Annotated in this window: 13 protein-coding genes and 1 pseudogene; 10 read left to right on the top strand and 4 right to left on the bottom strand. The window is 61.7% G+C overall.

Annotated features, from left to right (window positions below; all coding sequences use genetic code 11):
• Positions 1 to 4 precede the first annotated feature (4 nt).
• The 7 genes and pseudogenes from ACU5AX_RS15165 to ACU5AX_RS15135 form a co-directional block, all read left to right on the top strand.
• Positions 5 to 493: pseudogene (locus ACU5AX_RS15165) on the top strand (IS3 family transposase); the annotation flags it as partial.
• Positions 494 to 995: 502 nt separating this feature from the next.
• Positions 996 to 1,628 carry a hypothetical protein gene (locus ACU5AX_RS15160; protein WP_446691651.1) on the top strand — a complete coding sequence of 211 codons (633 nt, stop codon included), beginning with the start codon at positions 996 to 998 and terminating at the stop codon, positions 1,626 to 1,628.
• 241 nt (positions 1,629 to 1,869) lie between these two features.
• Entirely contained in the window at positions 1,870 to 3,846 is a 1,977-nt protein-coding gene (locus tag ACU5AX_RS15155) for a FecR domain-containing protein (protein ID WP_446691650.1), read from the top strand.
• Between the two features lie 4 nt (positions 3,847 to 3,850).
• A complete protein-coding gene (locus ACU5AX_RS15150) occupies positions 3,851 to 4,171 on the top strand; it encodes a PilZ domain-containing protein (protein ID WP_446691649.1) in 321 nt (106 codons plus the stop codon).
• A gap of 881 nt (positions 4,172 to 5,052) precedes the next feature.
• A complete protein-coding gene (locus ACU5AX_RS15145) occupies positions 5,053 to 6,582 on the top strand; it encodes a sensor histidine kinase (protein ID WP_446691648.1) in 1,530 nt (509 codons plus the stop codon).
• A 9-nt stretch (positions 6,583 to 6,591) separates the two neighbouring features.
• Complete coding sequence (locus ACU5AX_RS15140; protein WP_446691647.1) at positions 6,592 to 6,969, top strand: response regulator; 378 nt, start codon at positions 6,592 to 6,594, stop codon at positions 6,967 to 6,969.
• Between the two features lie 245 nt (positions 6,970 to 7,214).
• Positions 7,215 to 7,613: a VOC family protein gene (locus ACU5AX_RS15135; protein WP_446691646.1), complete on the top strand. Its 399-nt coding sequence runs from the start codon at positions 7,215 to 7,217 to the stop codon at positions 7,611 to 7,613.
• A gap of 461 nt (positions 7,614 to 8,074) precedes the next feature.
• Here the strand turns inward: ACU5AX_RS15135 and ACU5AX_RS15130 are convergent, their stop codons facing one another.
• Positions 8,075 to 8,695, bottom strand: a complete 621-nt coding sequence (locus tag ACU5AX_RS15130; RefSeq protein WP_446691645.1) for a TetR/AcrR family transcriptional regulator — start codon at positions 8,693 to 8,695, stop codon at positions 8,075 to 8,077.
• A 56-nt stretch (positions 8,696 to 8,751) separates the two neighbouring features.
• On the opposite strand from ACU5AX_RS15130, the gene ACU5AX_RS15125 reads away from it, so the two are divergent.
• Together ACU5AX_RS15125 and ACU5AX_RS15120 are read left to right on the top strand one after the other, a co-directional pair.
• On the top strand, positions 8,752 to 9,207 hold the full coding sequence (locus ACU5AX_RS15125) for a nuclear transport factor 2 family protein (RefSeq protein ID WP_446691644.1): 456 nt from the start codon (positions 8,752 to 8,754) through the stop codon (positions 9,205 to 9,207).
• Positions 9,173 to 10,036 carry an NmrA family NAD(P)-binding protein gene (locus ACU5AX_RS15120; RefSeq protein ID WP_446691643.1) on the top strand — a complete coding sequence of 288 codons (864 nt, stop codon included), beginning with the start codon at positions 9,173 to 9,175 and terminating at the stop codon, positions 10,034 to 10,036. The genes ACU5AX_RS15125 and ACU5AX_RS15120 overlap by 35 nt, the downstream gene beginning before the upstream one ends.
• Before the next feature lie 223 nt (positions 10,037 to 10,259).
• On the opposite strand, the gene ACU5AX_RS15115 is transcribed toward ACU5AX_RS15120, so the two are convergent.
• Entirely contained in the window at positions 10,260 to 10,646 is a 387-nt protein-coding gene (locus ACU5AX_RS15115) for a nuclear transport factor 2 family protein (RefSeq protein WP_446691642.1), read from the bottom strand.
• Between the two features lie 75 nt (positions 10,647 to 10,721).
• Here ACU5AX_RS15115 and ACU5AX_RS15110 point away from each other — a divergent pair, with 75 nt between their 5' ends.
• On the top strand, positions 10,722 to 11,633 hold the full coding sequence (locus tag ACU5AX_RS15110; protein WP_446691641.1) for a LysR family transcriptional regulator: 912 nt from the start codon (positions 10,722 to 10,724) through the stop codon (positions 11,631 to 11,633).
• Between the two features lie 603 nt (positions 11,634 to 12,236).
• Here the strand turns inward: ACU5AX_RS15110 and ACU5AX_RS15105 are convergent.
• Positions 12,237 to 13,265 carry a restriction endonuclease gene (locus tag ACU5AX_RS15105; protein WP_446691640.1) on the bottom strand — a complete coding sequence of 343 codons (1,029 nt, stop codon included), beginning with the start codon at positions 13,263 to 13,265 and terminating at the stop codon, positions 12,237 to 12,239.
• 379 nt (positions 13,266 to 13,644) lie between these two features.
• Positions 13,645 to 13,950, bottom strand: a complete 306-nt coding sequence (locus tag ACU5AX_RS15100) for a hypothetical protein (protein WP_446691639.1) — start codon at positions 13,948 to 13,950, stop codon at positions 13,645 to 13,647.
• Between the last annotated feature and the right edge of the window lie 280 nt (positions 13,951 to 14,230).

The raw sequence follows: 14,230 nt of genomic DNA, 5'->3' as shown, positions 1-14,230 counted from the left end.
CGCCTACGTCGCGACCTGGGCGGGCTTCGTCTACGTCGCCTTCGTCATAGACACCTACGCCAGACGGATCGTGGGGTGGCGGGCGAGCAGAACGGCGCATGCCAGCTTCGTCCTCGATGCCCTGGAGCAGGCTCTCCATGATCGCCGGCCGGCCCACCGGGGCGGTCTCATCCATCACAGCGACCGGGGGTCGCAATACGTGTCCATCAAGTACACCGAGCGCCTCGCCGAAGCCGGGATAGAGCCATCGGTTGGCAGCGTCGGAGACAGCTACGACAACGCTTTGGCCGAGACGATCAACGGCCTCTACAAGGCCGAGGTGATCCACAGGCGTGGACCGTGGCGCAGCTTTGAAGCCGTCGAATACGCCACGCTCGAATGGGTCGACTGGTTCAACCATCGCCGGCTGCTGGAGCCCATCGGCAATATCCCGCCTGCCGAAGCCGAAGAGCAATATTATGCTGCCGCGGACATCATCGATATGGCAGCGTAACTCACAACCCATGGCCTCCGGCAAACCTGGGGCGGTTCACTATGCCCTGACAAACCGTTTTTATGCCGTCCGTTGTAAAACCGTCAGATCATGTGAAGCAAGCAACGCCATCGCCGCTACTCAGCGACTAAGTTATGATGGACGGCAATAGCTAGCGGCGCAGTAAGGTCGTTCGTCGCCCTCTGCGTGCAAAGTTATCCCGAGATTCGGATGGAGGCGATGCGGCCCACGCCGGTCAGGCCGAATATGAACTAGCTTCCGAAGTTGGGGAAGGGGCAAGGTGCTCTGGACGGCGGTCTTTGGCTTCTAGTGGTAGCAGGGCAGGGCGGCCGCTTTCGCGCGTGCCGACCCCTGCGGTCGCTAACTAGGTCTCCGAACAAGGTGGATGCTAAAATTTTGCTTTCCTGTGGCGCCCACGTTCGTAGGTGGTAGGGGTCGTGGGAGCGTCGCTAACTGAGCGTGGAGCTTGGATGTGAGTTACCGAGAAGACGAGCTCGCAAGGATGATCGATAGCGCCATAAGTCTTGCGGATGAGATGGAGCTTGGGCTCGTGAGCATCCACTTGGACGAGGCGCGCGCCGCATTGAGTTCAGCGACGAACGACATTCCATCGCGATCCCATCGGTCAGCGATTACGGCGTTGATCAATTTCTTGACATCAGGCGGCGGTGGCGAGGCCGAAATCGTCCAGTTGCGCAAGAAGGACAGCTTGGAACAATTGTTGTCGGAGCATGAGGCGCTTGACGCTCGGCGTGTCGCGCTACTTGAACTCACCCGCCAGGCGCCCAATGCGGCAGAAGCTGCACGCCAGTTGATGGAATTCAAGACGCTAATTCTACAACATCGACTGACGGAGCGCCGCTGCGTTTACGGGCCTCTCCAACGGAGACGGGAGGCTGCCGGAGTGCCTTTAGAAAAGCGCATCAATCAGTTGATAGAGGAAATGGATGGCGATTGGGGGCGATATCTTGACGGCTGGGATGAGGCCAGGATTGAAGAGAGGTGGGGGGAGTTCGTGTTCGCCACAACTGATGCGCTCCTTAGGGCCGGCGACCGAATGCGGCTTGAAGAGCGAGTGATCTATCCGCTCGCCTTCATGACTGGGTCTGTCGAATTGAGAACACCGGCGAGATAGAATGCGTCGATGCCGCCGAACTGGCATCATACGCTGCCGGCATTCTATGCTGAGACGGACACTCCGCGCGGTGGACCCTCCCCGCATCTAAACATTCCTGATTGCCTTGGCGAGCACACAACCTGCCTAATATGAGAGCGAATACGCTTTGTTAACCATGCGAGTGAACCAGCCCCTAAGTAGTTGGCATGCAGAAAAATTTCGGTTCGCGGTAGGGACGGCGAACTGAAAAGGGGATTGAATGCTGAAGCGCACGCTGGCGTTGCTTGCCGCCGGTTGCTCCACCATGGCATTGGCCGGAGAGCCGGGCTGGACGATCAGTGAGGCGAGCGGACCTGTCCGTATCGCCCATGCTGGCATCACCAAGGTGGCGACGCGCGGCACCGCCGTCGCTGCTGGCGATGTCGTCACTACCGGAACAGGCGCCCGCGCGGTGCTGGTGCGCGGTAGCGAGTTCATGATGGTTGCCCCCGCCTCGCAGCTGCGCCTGCCCGTTGAGGTGCAGGCAACAGGGCTGACCCAGGTGGTGCAGGACTTCGGCAACGTCGTCTTCATGATCAAGAAGAAGCTAACACCCCATTTCGAGGTGAAAACGCCCTACCTAGCCGCGGTCGTGAAGGGCACGACCTTCTCTGTCGGCGTCAACTCACAGGGATCATCGGTGCAGGTGCTCGAAGGCGCTGTCGACGTCGCGACCGGTGATGGCGGCGCACACGACCTGCTGCGCCCCGGTTCGGTGGCACAGGTCGGCTCGGCCAATGTCTTCCAGCTGCAAATCCAATCCGCCGGCGCCCGGCGAACGATCGAATCGCCGGCGAAGCCCGCGTTCGGCAGCACCGCCGGACCGGTAATTACTGCTCCTCCGGGAACTGAGGCATCGAGCGGTGAGCCGGGAGGCGCATCTGCCGCACCGGCGGTCGGGGCCGCAACGCCAGTCGTCGCAACCGTGGGAATTACCACCGCGATCTACGAAGCTCCGGTTTCGCTGAGCAAGACGACCGCGGGTCTAATTTCAGGCGAGCTTGGTCGATCCGCGGATATTGCTGAGGTCGCAACCGCAACCAAGATCGCCACGGAGGCTACTGTCGCGACGACAAAGGCTGTGGAAGTTGCCGAAGCAACGGCGGTTGCCGCTACAAAGCAACAGGAGGCCACTGCCGCAGCGGCGAAGCAGGCGGAAACTGCCGCCGCGGCAGCCGACGCAAAGCGAGCCGCCGAGCAATCCAATCTCGATGCCGCCGCCGCGGCCCAGCGAGCGGCTGACGCAGCAAACGAGGCCGCAGCAGACAAGGCTCGCAGCGACGCGGCAAAGGCCGCCGCAGCCGCACAGGCCAATGCGGCCGCTAAGGCTGCAGCTGACGCGGCAGCCGCCGCGGCAAAGGCCGAAGCTGACGCGGCTGCCAAAGCCGCCATTCAGGCCCAGGCTCAGGCAGAGGCTGCCCGCGCCGCCAAAGCAGCCGAGGACGCCGCAAAGGCATTAGCGCAGGCCGCCGCGGACAATGCCGCAAAAGCGGCTGCGGCCCAGGTCGCGCAAACCGAACGTGACGCTGCGGCCGCTGCCGCGCGCGCTGCCGCCGACGCCGCACAGGCTGCTGCGGACAAGGCCGCGAAGGACGCTGCCACCGCAGCCGCAGCTAGCGATAGCGACAAGGCTGCGAAGGACGCAGCAGCAGCGGCTGCAGCGGCCGCGCAAGCCCAGGCCGATGCCTTAGCTAAAAGTGCAGCCCAGGCCGCTGCCGACGCCGATGCGGCACGCGCCGCCAAAGCGGCTCAAGATGCAGCCAAGGCGGCAGCAGACGACGCCTCGAGGGCTGCGGCCGCGCAGGTTGCCAAAACCGCGCAGGATGCTGCCGCGGCCGCAAATCGCGCTGCTGACCAGGCTGCCCAAGCCGCAGCCGACAAAGCAGCCAAGGATGCAGCGAAGGCGGCATCAGACGCAGATGCCCAAAAGGCGGCAAGCGACGCTGCGAAGGCCGCTGACGAAGCGGACAAACTTGCAAAGGACAAGGCAGCCAAGGATGCTGAAAAGGCCGCCAAGGATGCTGCCAAAGACGCAGCCAAAGCCGCGGCGGACGCTGCAAAGCAGCAGGAAGATGCCGCCAAGGCGGCTCAGAAGGCAGCGGAAGATATAGCGAAAGCCGCCGCCGACGCCGCAGCGAAAGCAGCCAAGGACGCTACTAAGGCTTCCGATGACATCCTTAAAAAGCTGAAGCCGTAAGCCTGTGGTGCGTGGCGCCCCACCACCCGTAGGCAACGCTGCCGACGATCAACGTGAGGTGCGGCGGACCAAGGTCTTTAGTCCGGCGCAGTTGGTTGTTGATGGGGTATCCCTTCGCGCGCACGTGCTCAACGTGTCTGCCCGCGGCGCCCGGGTTCATACAGCGGAAGCGCAGCAGGTCGGTCGGCCAGCTGACCTATACCTTTCTGCCGAACCATACCGGGCGCGTGTGATTTGGGTGCAGGGTGTTCATGCCGGCCTCCGCTTCGAACCGGAGCTTACGGCGGATCAGGTCCGCCGGATCTCCGGGAGAGAAAGGTACTGAGGCGGGGCGCCTTTCGTCGGTCATGCGATGCTCAGATTGCGGAGGCCGTAGTACTCTTTCGAACATCTTTGCCCTCGTCCAATTCGCCCAAAGCGGAATATGCGGATCAACAAGGGGAAAGAAGGAATGGCAGTGCTAGAACTGCGAGCACCAATAAGAAGTCGGACGATGCACGCTACTCGACCCACGACGGCTTGCCTCTGTCGACCTGATAGCTGAAGACTTTGGCCAAAAACTGAGCGCGACCTCGAAGGGCCTTCCGGTTCGTCCCTCCTGAGAGGGTCAAGCTGACGCAGGCGAAGCTCGGGTCAAGACCCAGCGGTTCATCCTGGTCCGATTCGCAAGTCCGTCGTCCTCCATTTTCCGCGCTTCGTTGGCCTCGGGCGAGCACAAGCGGCCTGCGCTTCCTTGATGAACAAATGGCGGATGTTGAGAACAAGGTGGGCAGCCTCTAACGGCCGGTTGTGGGTCTCCTCCGTCGCCGAGCGTCCAGTGCAGTATGGTCGGCTTCGCCCACTTGCGGTGCGTACCGCAGCCCCGGAACGCGCCCGCCGGGGGAGGTCGCGTCTTTCCCTTTTCTCCGGCTTAAGACAGCCAAATTGGGAAAACATTGATCGGAAACAGGTTTTGGGAAGCTGACCCCGCGGGTGCCCCTCAGCACGATCGGTGGCCAGGCTTTCCCGTCGTGGGTTCGTTTTGTGAAACGTCGGGTTGCTGCTCTTACCGCCGAGCCCATTCACTTATCAATCAGCCGTATCTCAGCGCCGTGAATACGGTTAAGGCTGCCCGGGATCGGCAGTCCGGGGGGACGGCCAGACTATTGGAAGGGCGGGGTGTTGTCGCAAAGTCAGGCTGCGCGCCGTGCGGACGCGCTGAAGGAGTTGGCGGTACTCGACACGCCTGAAGAGCAGGCGTTCGACGACATCGTGTTCATCGCGTCGCGTACCTGCGACACGCCGATCGCACTCGTCAGCCTGCTCGATGACGATCGCCAGTGGTTCAAGGCGCGTGTGGGTCTCGACGTATGTCAGACGGAGATCGCCCAGTCGGTATGTCAGATCGACGTGGACGAAGCTGAAATTCTGGTCATTCCCGACCTGACGCGCGATCCCCGCACCGCGGCAAACCCGCTGGTCTCGGGCGAGCGGGCGTTCCGCTTCTATGCCGGCGCACCACTCTTCCTCCGCTCAGGGGTCGTTGTCGGCCGACTCTGCGTAATCGACACGAAGCCGCGGCCTGAAGGCCTTACCCAGGAACAGGCGACGCTGTTGCGCGCACTCGGCCGTCAGGTTTCCGATCAGCTCGAACTTCGGCGTGCCGCACAGGTCAGCGCGCGGCTGTTGGAGATGCAAACCGCGCTGATCGGAATTGGTGAGCGCATCCGCGCCAGTGAGGAGGCAGTCGAGATGACCTCCGCAGCGGCGGCCATCGTCGGTCGCGTCCTTGGCGTGCAGCGGGCGAGTTTCGGCCTGGTCGATCCCGACGTTGAGATCGTCGATGTGGAGGCCGACTGGACGGCGCCAGGCGTCGCCAGCATTGCCGGGCGGCACCGCTTCGAGGATTACGGCGCACTCCGCGCCGATCTGGTGGCTGGCGACCCGCTGGTGATCGACGACGTCGCGACGGACTACCGCACGTCGAACCATACCGCGGCAATGCACGCGCTCGACATCGGCGCGCTGGTCAACATGCCGGTGCGGGAACGCGGACGAACGGTTGCCATTTTCATCGTCAACGCATCGCGGCCCCGGACCTGGACACCCGACGAGCTGATGTTCCTGCGCAGTGTCGCGGATCGTCTGGAAGCAGGCGTCGCCCGCCTGCGGGCCGAACAGCAGCAAAGCGTCCTTAATGGCGAGATCAACCACCGGCTCAAGAACATGCTGTCGATGGTCCAGGCGATCGCCAGCCAGACGCTGCGAACCGTATCCGAGCGCGAGCCGGTGGAGAGTTTCGAACGCCGACTAGTCGCGCTGAGCGCGGCGCACGACGTCTTGCTTCAAAAGAGCTGGAAGGACGCGGACCTGCGGACTGTAGCCAAGGCCGTGGTCGAGACGGTCGGGTTCGGTGAGCGGATGACTCTGGATGGCCAATCGGTGCCGCTTGGCGCGCGGGCCGCGCTGTCCTTCTCGCTCGTCGTTCACGAGCTGATGACGAATGCGTGCAAATATGGCGCTCTCTGCGTGGAGGGTGGTCACGTCGAACTGACTTGGGCCATCGAGGGCAACGACCTGATCGTCCGTTGGCGCGAGCGCGGCGGACCGCCTGTTGTCGCGCCGAGCCGAAAAGGTTTCGGTTCCAGGCTGATACGGCTTGGTCTGGCCGGAACGGGGGGCACCGAGCTCCGTTATGAACCCGACGGTTTCGAGGCTGACCTGCGGGCCTCCGTCGAACACTTGGCCCAGGCGTAGCAGGAATCTATGACAATCGCTTCTCACGAACCCGTGCCGATCGTCCTCGTTGTCGAGGACGAGCCACTGCTGCGGCTGTTCGCGGTACAGGTGGTCGAGGACGCTGGCTTTGAACCGCTGGAAGCGGCGAACGCCGCTGAGGCCATCGCGATACTGGAGAGCAGGCCGGACATCAGGATCGTCTTCACCGACATCGACATGCCGGGCGGCCTGGACGGCATAAAGCTGGCCGCGTGCATCCGCGACCGCTGGCCACCCATCAAGATCATCATCACGTCGGGAAAGCCATTGCCACCGCGGACCGTCATGTCGGCGGAAACGGTGTTCTTTCCCAAGCCCTACCGGCAGGATCGCGTGATCGCTTCGCTCCATCAGATGGCTGCATGAGGCGTTCGCCGAAGGCCTTCCGAGACACCTGCCTTCGGTGACGGTTTTCGGAAAACCCATCCCATACGAGACAGCGCAGGCCGTCTCACTGGTTGTTCGATTCTGGGAATGTCCGTTTTAACGTGGTGGCGGGCTTTTTGAGGGCCTAAGGGTGCCTGCGGGCTATATGCCGGTGCGGGTTATATGCCGGTTAGGTTAGACCGTTAATCGCGATCGGCAGTCGATCAGGCTTTAGGAGAGTACGAGTGCTGTTTCACACCATGGTCGGATCGAACGACATTGAACGGTCCAAACGCTTCTACGACACGGTGCTCGGCACCTTGGGTGCAGCGGAAGGGACGCGGAACATCGCCGACAGCGGCCATACACGTCTGATTTACAACAATGGCAACGGGACTAACTTCATCGTCAGCCAGCCGATCAACGACGAACCGGCAAGCGTCGCCAACGGCAGCACCGTTGCATTTTCCTGCGACTCCCCCGAGCAGGTGAAGCAGCTTCACGACACCGCCGTCGCCGCTGGCGGAACCTCGATCGAAGCTCCGCCCGGACCGCGCGAAACTGCTTCCATGGGCACCATCGAACTGGCCTATTTTCGTGACCCCGACGGTAACAAACTGTGCGGAATTCATTTTCCTGCCTGATCCGTTCGGCACGGGTCTGCTTCTGACCTTAGCGGGCCTCGATCATGCGATCTCGCAAATGTCCGTTTCCGCCAGAAGCGGATTTTCCCATTATATCATCCAATTGGGACAGCTGACGACCGCTCGGCCCGCGCTCATGCGGCTGCACGACTCCTGCTACGTACATGAATGAATGTCTGAAGTTGAGAAGCGACGAAGATCGCGCGAATGACCATTTATGGGTCTCCCCAGCCGCGGAGTGGCTGACCGCCGCATGGCCATTTCGGCCAATATCAATGCCAGGCGCTTTTCCGAAACTTGCTGCTTCGGGAGGCTTGCGGCTTCCCATTTCCCGTCTCCATCTAGCTGTTTCGAGAAAGTGCATTCGGGAACGGGTTTTGGGAAGGCGGGTGCTCCACACGCCTGTGAGTACAACCGGCGCGGTCTTTTTCTCACGTCACCTTCCTTTATGGGAAGTCACATTACTGATCTGTGCGAAGGGCGGCGGCTAGCATTCGAGCAAGGCGCTCGACATGCTTCCGGTCTGATCGTCCGCCTAGAACCGCCAAGCGCCAGTAGAGCGGCGCTGCGATGAGATCGGCCGCCGTTTCGCGGTCAAGCACGGGCGATAACTCCCCTCGGTTGATTGCGCGGTCGATCAGCGCATCGATCCGCTCGCGCCGCGCCCGTTGGAACGGCCGTATCGCGTGTTCCAGCGCCGGGGTCCGTTGGATTTCCGCGTGAAGGTCCGTGAGGATGCGCCTAACCAGAGGATGGCGAAGCACCCTGCGAATGGCGAACAGCATCGCTCTCAGGTCAACCTCGAGCGATTCTTGCTCTCCTACGTCGGTGATCGTCAGGCCGATGCGGGACAGCAGGTCGCTGGCCATGACCGCTTTCTCGGGCCATCGCCGGTACAGGGCGGCCTTACCGACACCCGCCGATCGTGCGACGCGCTCCAGGCTGAGCCCCGAATAACCGGCACGCGCCCACTCATGAAAGAAGGCCCGCGTCAGCGCCTCAGTCACGTCGGCACGCATGATCGCGGCGCCGCTTAGCGATCGAACCGAGCCATCACTTTCGTCGGAACGGTTGCGTTCCATCGGAAAACCCCTATCTCTGGACGGAACGCAACCGTTCCGCCGAATAGGGATAGTTCATGACCGACAGTGTTGAAAGCTTCTCGACCATGCTGCGCAAGGCGCTGGGTGATCGCATTGATGCGAATGCCAGCACCTTCGTAGACATGGTAGCCGATGACGGGGTGATGGAGTTCCCCTTTTCGTCACCCGGCTCCCCCACCCGACTCGATGGTCGGGCCGCCGTTGCCCGACATTTGGAAGGGCTTAGCGACGTCATCGCCTTCGACCGCATGGGCGAGCCAACCGTTCACCCATCGACCGATCCCAATGTGGTCATAATCGAGTTCGAGGGCTTCGGGCGCAGCGTGGCGAGCGGCGAGCCTTATGACCAGAGGTATGTTTCGGTGATACGCACGGGAGGCGGGCGCATCGTCCACTATCGCGATTACTGGAACCCGCTCGTCGTGCTTCGGGCGACGAAAGGCGCAGCCCTCATCGATGCGCTCGTTGCCGGAGATGCCGGCCATGAGTGATCGGGTTCTGGTCACCGGCGGCACCGGCAAGACGGGCCGGCTGGTTGCGGAACAGCTTGCCGTTCGCGGGGTGGACGCGCGCACCGCAACGCGGCACCCGGCGTCGGCCGATCAGGTCCGGTTCGACTGGGACGATGCGACCACCCATGGGCTGGCTCTTGATGGCGTGACTTCAGTCTACCTCGTCGCGCCGACCGATCGGACGGAGCAGCTACCCGTCATGCGTCCGTTCCTGGATCAGGCAGTGGCGCGGGTGCCGGGACGGCTGGTGCTGTTGAGCGCTTCGTCGCTGGCTGAGGGTGGCCCAATGATGGGCGAAGTCCATGCCTGGCTCCACGCGCATGCTCCGCGCTGGACGGTGCTGCGTCCAAGCTGGTTCATGCAGAACTTCACGACCCAGCATCTGCCTTCGATCATCAACGAAGGATGCATATATTCCGCGACCCGAGACGGCCGAGTACCGTTCATCGACGCGGCCGACATTGCCGCCGTAGCGGTCGAGGCTCTGACCAATCCGACGCTTGCTTCCGACGATCATGTGCTGACCGGGCCGGAAGCATTGACCTATGACGAGGTGGCGAAAGCAATTACCGAGGCGAGCGGCCGCCCTGTGCGTCACTGCCGCCTCTCGGTGGAGGAACTGGCTGCCCGCTATGCCGGCTTCGGCATTCCGCACCATTACGCATCCCTGCTTGCCGGTATAGACGAGGCTATCGCAAATGGTGCGGAGGATCGGACCACTATGGAAGTCCGGCAGATTACCGGGCGAGCGGGAAATGACCTCGCGAACTTCCTTGCCTCGCAGCGCGCTAGTTTGGTCGGGGTTTAGGTCCGATGAACCAAGGGGGGGGGCGGTTAATGTGCCGCCATTGCCGCTCGTCTCCCCTGCCGCCGCTAGCTGCCAGCGTCGGTATACCGCTTTCCCGAAATCGCATCAATTTGGAGAAGGCCCGCACCATCTCGCTGGCTGTTCAGTTATGGGAACGTCAGATAGCGAAATGAGATTGCAGCCGCTTTCTCTGTAGCTTTGTAAAAAGAGGCATTGTTATCCTTTAACACGCCCGTGCGAAGAAGCGGTTCATGCCGGGCACATCCGACAGAAAGGTTTCCACTTCTGCTATACGCCCGTCGCGCAAGCGGCAGACGGTGGCGAGCTTTTCGTCCAGCTGAATGCCGTCGCGCTCAGCCGTATTGTGCAGGCCCAGCGCCATGTTGTCGCGGCTGAGCAGAATATTCTCCAGCTTGAACGATAGGCCGTAGCTCGCGATGAGTCGCGCCCGCTCCACAACCGCGTCGCCGCCCACCGCTGTACCCGAGATCGTATTGTCTCCTGGCAAGGTCCAAGTGGCGTCGTCGTGAAATAAGGCACGCATCGCCGGCCAGTCGCGGCTGACCAGCGATGCATGGAAGGCTTTGGCGATATCTTCGGGGGTCGGCATGGTCGAAGTCTCCGTTGGCAGTCCACGATAAATGGGCTGCAACACACCGATCAGCTATAGCGATCACGCGAATGCATGGTATTCGCTATCCGAATGAACGATGCTCTTCTGCCGCTGTTGCCATCCCTTGTCACGCTGATTGAGGAGGGCCGGGTCGGAGGCGCGGCGAAGCGGCTTGGCATCAGCCAGCCTCGCATGTCGGCACGCCTCGCGACCTTGCGCGCTCTCCTTGACGATCCCATCCTGGTGTCGGCAAGCGGAAGGCGAGGGCTGATCGCGACCGACCGGGCACGGCGGCTTGCGGAGGCCGCACGGCGAACCTTGGCGGATCTCGATACGGCTATCGTTAGCAATGGCTTTGACCCACGCAATGCCGTGCGGACCTTCGCGGTCATGGCCAACGATAATGCTGCGGTGATCATCGGCTTGCCGTTGGTCGATGCAGTGCGGTCGGCGGCCGGACCGTCCGTTCGTATTGCCTTCCATCAGTTCGACCCGGCCCGGCTCGGTGACCTGGAGAGCGGCCGCCTCGATCTGGCACTAGGTGCTCCCGCACAGTTCGAACGCATGCCTGGGCTGAAGACGCGCACTGTGGTGCGCGATCGGTTCGTCTCTGCGGTGCAAGGGGGTGAGCAATTTGTCGGTGATCTCGACAGCTATTGCGCGCGCGATCACGTCCTCGTTTCCGGCGATGGAGGTGGGTTCGATGGCTTGGTCGACCACGCCCTTGCTGTCCAAGGCCGCTCGCGGCGGGTGGCGTTATCCGTTCAAAACTACCTTCTCGCGATCGAGGCCGTCGCGACGAGCGACTTGGTCGCGACGTTGCCGCGGATCCTGCTGACGGCAAGCAGGCGCGACCTGACAATGTCAGATCCTCCTTTGGCCCTGCCGGCGTTCACGCTGGCATCGGCGTGGCATACGCGGGCGGATGCGGACCCGGCGCACCGCTGGCTGCGTGAGCAGTTAGATGTTGTGCGCCCACGCTGACGATTCCCATTTATCTATCGTTATCAGGAAAGATGGTACCACGGTATGTCGGCTATCGCCATCGGCGTTCCCGCAAGCCGCCGTTCCGCCCCCCCAGGTTCAGCAATTCGACCGGTGGATCTCGGTTCCCGTAAACGGACGTTCCTTAATCGGCAACGACGGACCGGAACGCTCGTCCTGAACGAGCGTCCGCTTCCGGGTCGCAGCCGAGACGATTCGGATGTCCTTAATTGGGTCATAAGCGCGCCTTTGGGCTAAATCCAATGGCGAGCCTTGTTGTGCGCGTGTCCGGCAACGTGACAGGAGGTGCATAGAGCTTGAAGATCGGCGTCGAGGTTAGAGCCGACTACCGCATGGTGGACCTCCTGAGACGGCATTGAGCATGTCTTCGATGCTTCACAGACGGGCCGGAGTGCCCTGATGCGCTTGCTGCGCCGCGATCTCGTGTTTGCCATCCGGTGATTATGGCTCGCCGAACTAAATAGATGATGAAGCTTTTCGCGACCTCCTCACTGGCGTCGACATCCAGATCTTTGACCTAAGCCGAACTTTGCTCGCTATGCGCTCTCTCACAATGATTGGGCGAGGGGTAGATGCCAAAGCTCATCGCGCCAGCGACATCAGCAAGTCGTCACGCTTTGCGAAGAGCGGCTTTTCATATTCGTCACCGGTGTCAAATGCGTGCAGCATGCTGCAAAACTCTTCAAGATCAAGGCACAGGATGAGCTTGCCCTGGTCGCGAAGTGCCCCGCGGATCGTCCGGCTTGCGTTTTCCGAATAGCCATTTCGCGCGATAACGATTGCCACCGAACGCAGTGCCGTGGCGTATAGATAACGTTCGGTGGCGTAGATTTGGTCTTGCCCGATCGGGTCGGTGTAGTTCTTGAACTCGAAGACGACATAGCGCGCGCGAAAATCGGCCGACAAAGTCGTCCAAAATGCGCTCCGCACAGGTTGCAGGCGCGCGATCAAATCGACCCGCTGATAGCCATTTTCCATTGCCGATTGGCGCCGCCAGCCGAGAAGTTCGGTTCCGAACAGGAGAATGAGCGCCTCCTCGCACAATTTTTCGAAACTTTGGGCGGCACCATCCTTGTTGCCTGGCTTGATTGCCTTAAGCGCACTGGCGATCCGCGCACCTTCACCTGGCGGTGGCAGCTCTTGGCCGGCGTCCTCGAGCATCGCGACCGTGGTGGCGTTGCTGGGTGCGCTTTCAGCGCCGATCTGAAGGGCACGCAGTAGGTCGGCAAACCGCCGGCTCAAGTTCGGGAAGCGTGTTACGTGCTGAACCAGCAGCTCCAAATCCCACAGTTCGATCCTGTCGCCGGACACGTCAGCGAAGGCGCGCCGGGCCTCTCTCGTGATCTGCTGTGGGATGATCAGAATTCCCCGCTCAGCATCGCGGGCTTTCATCATCGCGAGTAGATTTGACGTAGCGTTGTGGATGAGCGCACGCGAAGCTAGACCAGAGCGGATCAGCTTGAGTTCGACCAGCACGTGCGACCCGCGCTGCATGATCGACACGTCAGGCTCTCCGCGAGAGGCGGTGCTGACATCCCTAGCAAGCACTTCCCAGCCGTCCCGCGCGAACAGGTCGGCCAGGAACTCGATCCAAGTCTGTTCAAGGTTCATCAAATCGATGTGAAGGTCACTCGTTCGACTCACGCCCGCATTCCTTCACTGACCTGTTTACCCAGCGTTGCTGCTATCAACAATGAAGGTACAAACCAACAAACGTTCCCGGTGAGCAGGTCTGGGGCACTGAGCTGGTTGGCGCAAAGGCAGCAGCGCTTTTGGGACATTGAGGGTTGGAACGTCCGCGTCGCGCCGATAGATTCCGCGGGTCCGCACTCACAGAACCTATTTCCACCCCAAGGGCACCGCTGAGAGCAGACGCCGCGCGGAGATGAACGAGCGTCTGAAGCTGGGGCTCGGGAAGAAGGGTCTGAACGTCTGTTTGTGGGTCTTAGCAGTCACCTCACCTGAGGTCAGCGCACGCCTGTGAAGGAACTCAGGCTAACCGGTGCGGCGCGGGATCCCCGCCTTCCTCGACAAGCGATGCGTGAGCGGCGCCAGCGCACCGTGCATACTCAGCCCGCACCACCTCCACGGACACCCCTGCCAGTGCCGCCAAGTGTTCCGATGCCCCGTCTTCGCGGAGAGTGCAGACGAGCTCAGCAGCGACCGATGCATCAAAGCCAAAGTGCCGCGCCAGCGATCGCGTGGCGCGAGCGCGGCGTCTAAATTCGAAATCCATCAGGCGAGCGGACTCGAACTCCTCCTTCTTCCGCATTGCCTGGCCAAGGTCGAATGCCATGACAAACAGATAGGAGCGCTAAGCAGGCGCAGAAAGAGCGTCCGCTATCTACCACTCGGGGCCGTTCAGCTGCCATCTCTGCAACGGAGATTTCGGCGCCTGACGGTGATGAGTGAATGTTAGCTTCGGAGAGTCGACCAAGCGCGCTCGAACGACCGTGTGTGGACGCCCCGTCGGATACAAGGGGGTGTTCGGAAGATTTGATCGCGCGGGTTCAGGTGCTTCCGTGTGTCCGGCCTGTTGATGCAGCCATCATCACGGCTGCTGGCCCGTATGGGGA

The organism is Sphingomonas benefaciens (assembly GCF_052907485.1).
The sequence above is the reverse complement of the archived record's forward strand: the minus strand, read 5'-3'. Positions and strand labels throughout refer to the sequence as shown.

Bases quoted from the DNA above. Each gene is read 5' to 3' on its own strand.
- ACU5AX_RS15160 (WP_446691651.1), top strand. From the start codon at position 996: ATGATCGATAGCGCCATAAGTCTTGCGGATGAGATGGAGCTTGGGCTC.
- ACU5AX_RS15155 (WP_446691650.1), top strand. From the start codon at position 1,870: ATGCTGAAGCGCACGCTGGCGTTGCTTGCCGCCGGTTGCTCCACCATG.
- ACU5AX_RS15140 (WP_446691647.1), top strand. From the start codon at position 6,592: ATGACAATCGCTTCTCACGAACCCGTGCCGATCGTCCTCGTTGTCGAG.
- ACU5AX_RS15130 (WP_446691645.1), bottom strand. From the start codon at position 8,695: ATGGAACGCAACCGTTCCGACGAAAGTGATGGCTCGGTTCGATCGCTA.
- ACU5AX_RS15125 (WP_446691644.1), top strand. From the start codon at position 8,752: ATGACCGACAGTGTTGAAAGCTTCTCGACCATGCTGCGCAAGGCGCTG.
- ACU5AX_RS15120 (WP_446691643.1), top strand. From the start codon at position 9,173: ATGCGCTCGTTGCCGGAGATGCCGGCCATGAGTGATCGGGTTCTGGTC.
- ACU5AX_RS15115 (WP_446691642.1), bottom strand. From the start codon at position 10,646: ATGCCGACCCCCGAAGATATCGCCAAAGCCTTCCATGCATCGCTGGTC.
- ACU5AX_RS15110 (WP_446691641.1), top strand. From the start codon at position 10,722: ATGGTATTCGCTATCCGAATGAACGATGCTCTTCTGCCGCTGTTGCCA.
- ACU5AX_RS15105 (WP_446691640.1), bottom strand. From the start codon at position 13,265: ATGAACCTTGAACAGACTTGGATCGAGTTCCTGGCCGACCTGTTCGCG.
- ACU5AX_RS15100 (WP_446691639.1), bottom strand. From the start codon at position 13,950: ATGGCATTCGACCTTGGCCAGGCAATGCGGAAGAAGGAGGAGTTCGAG.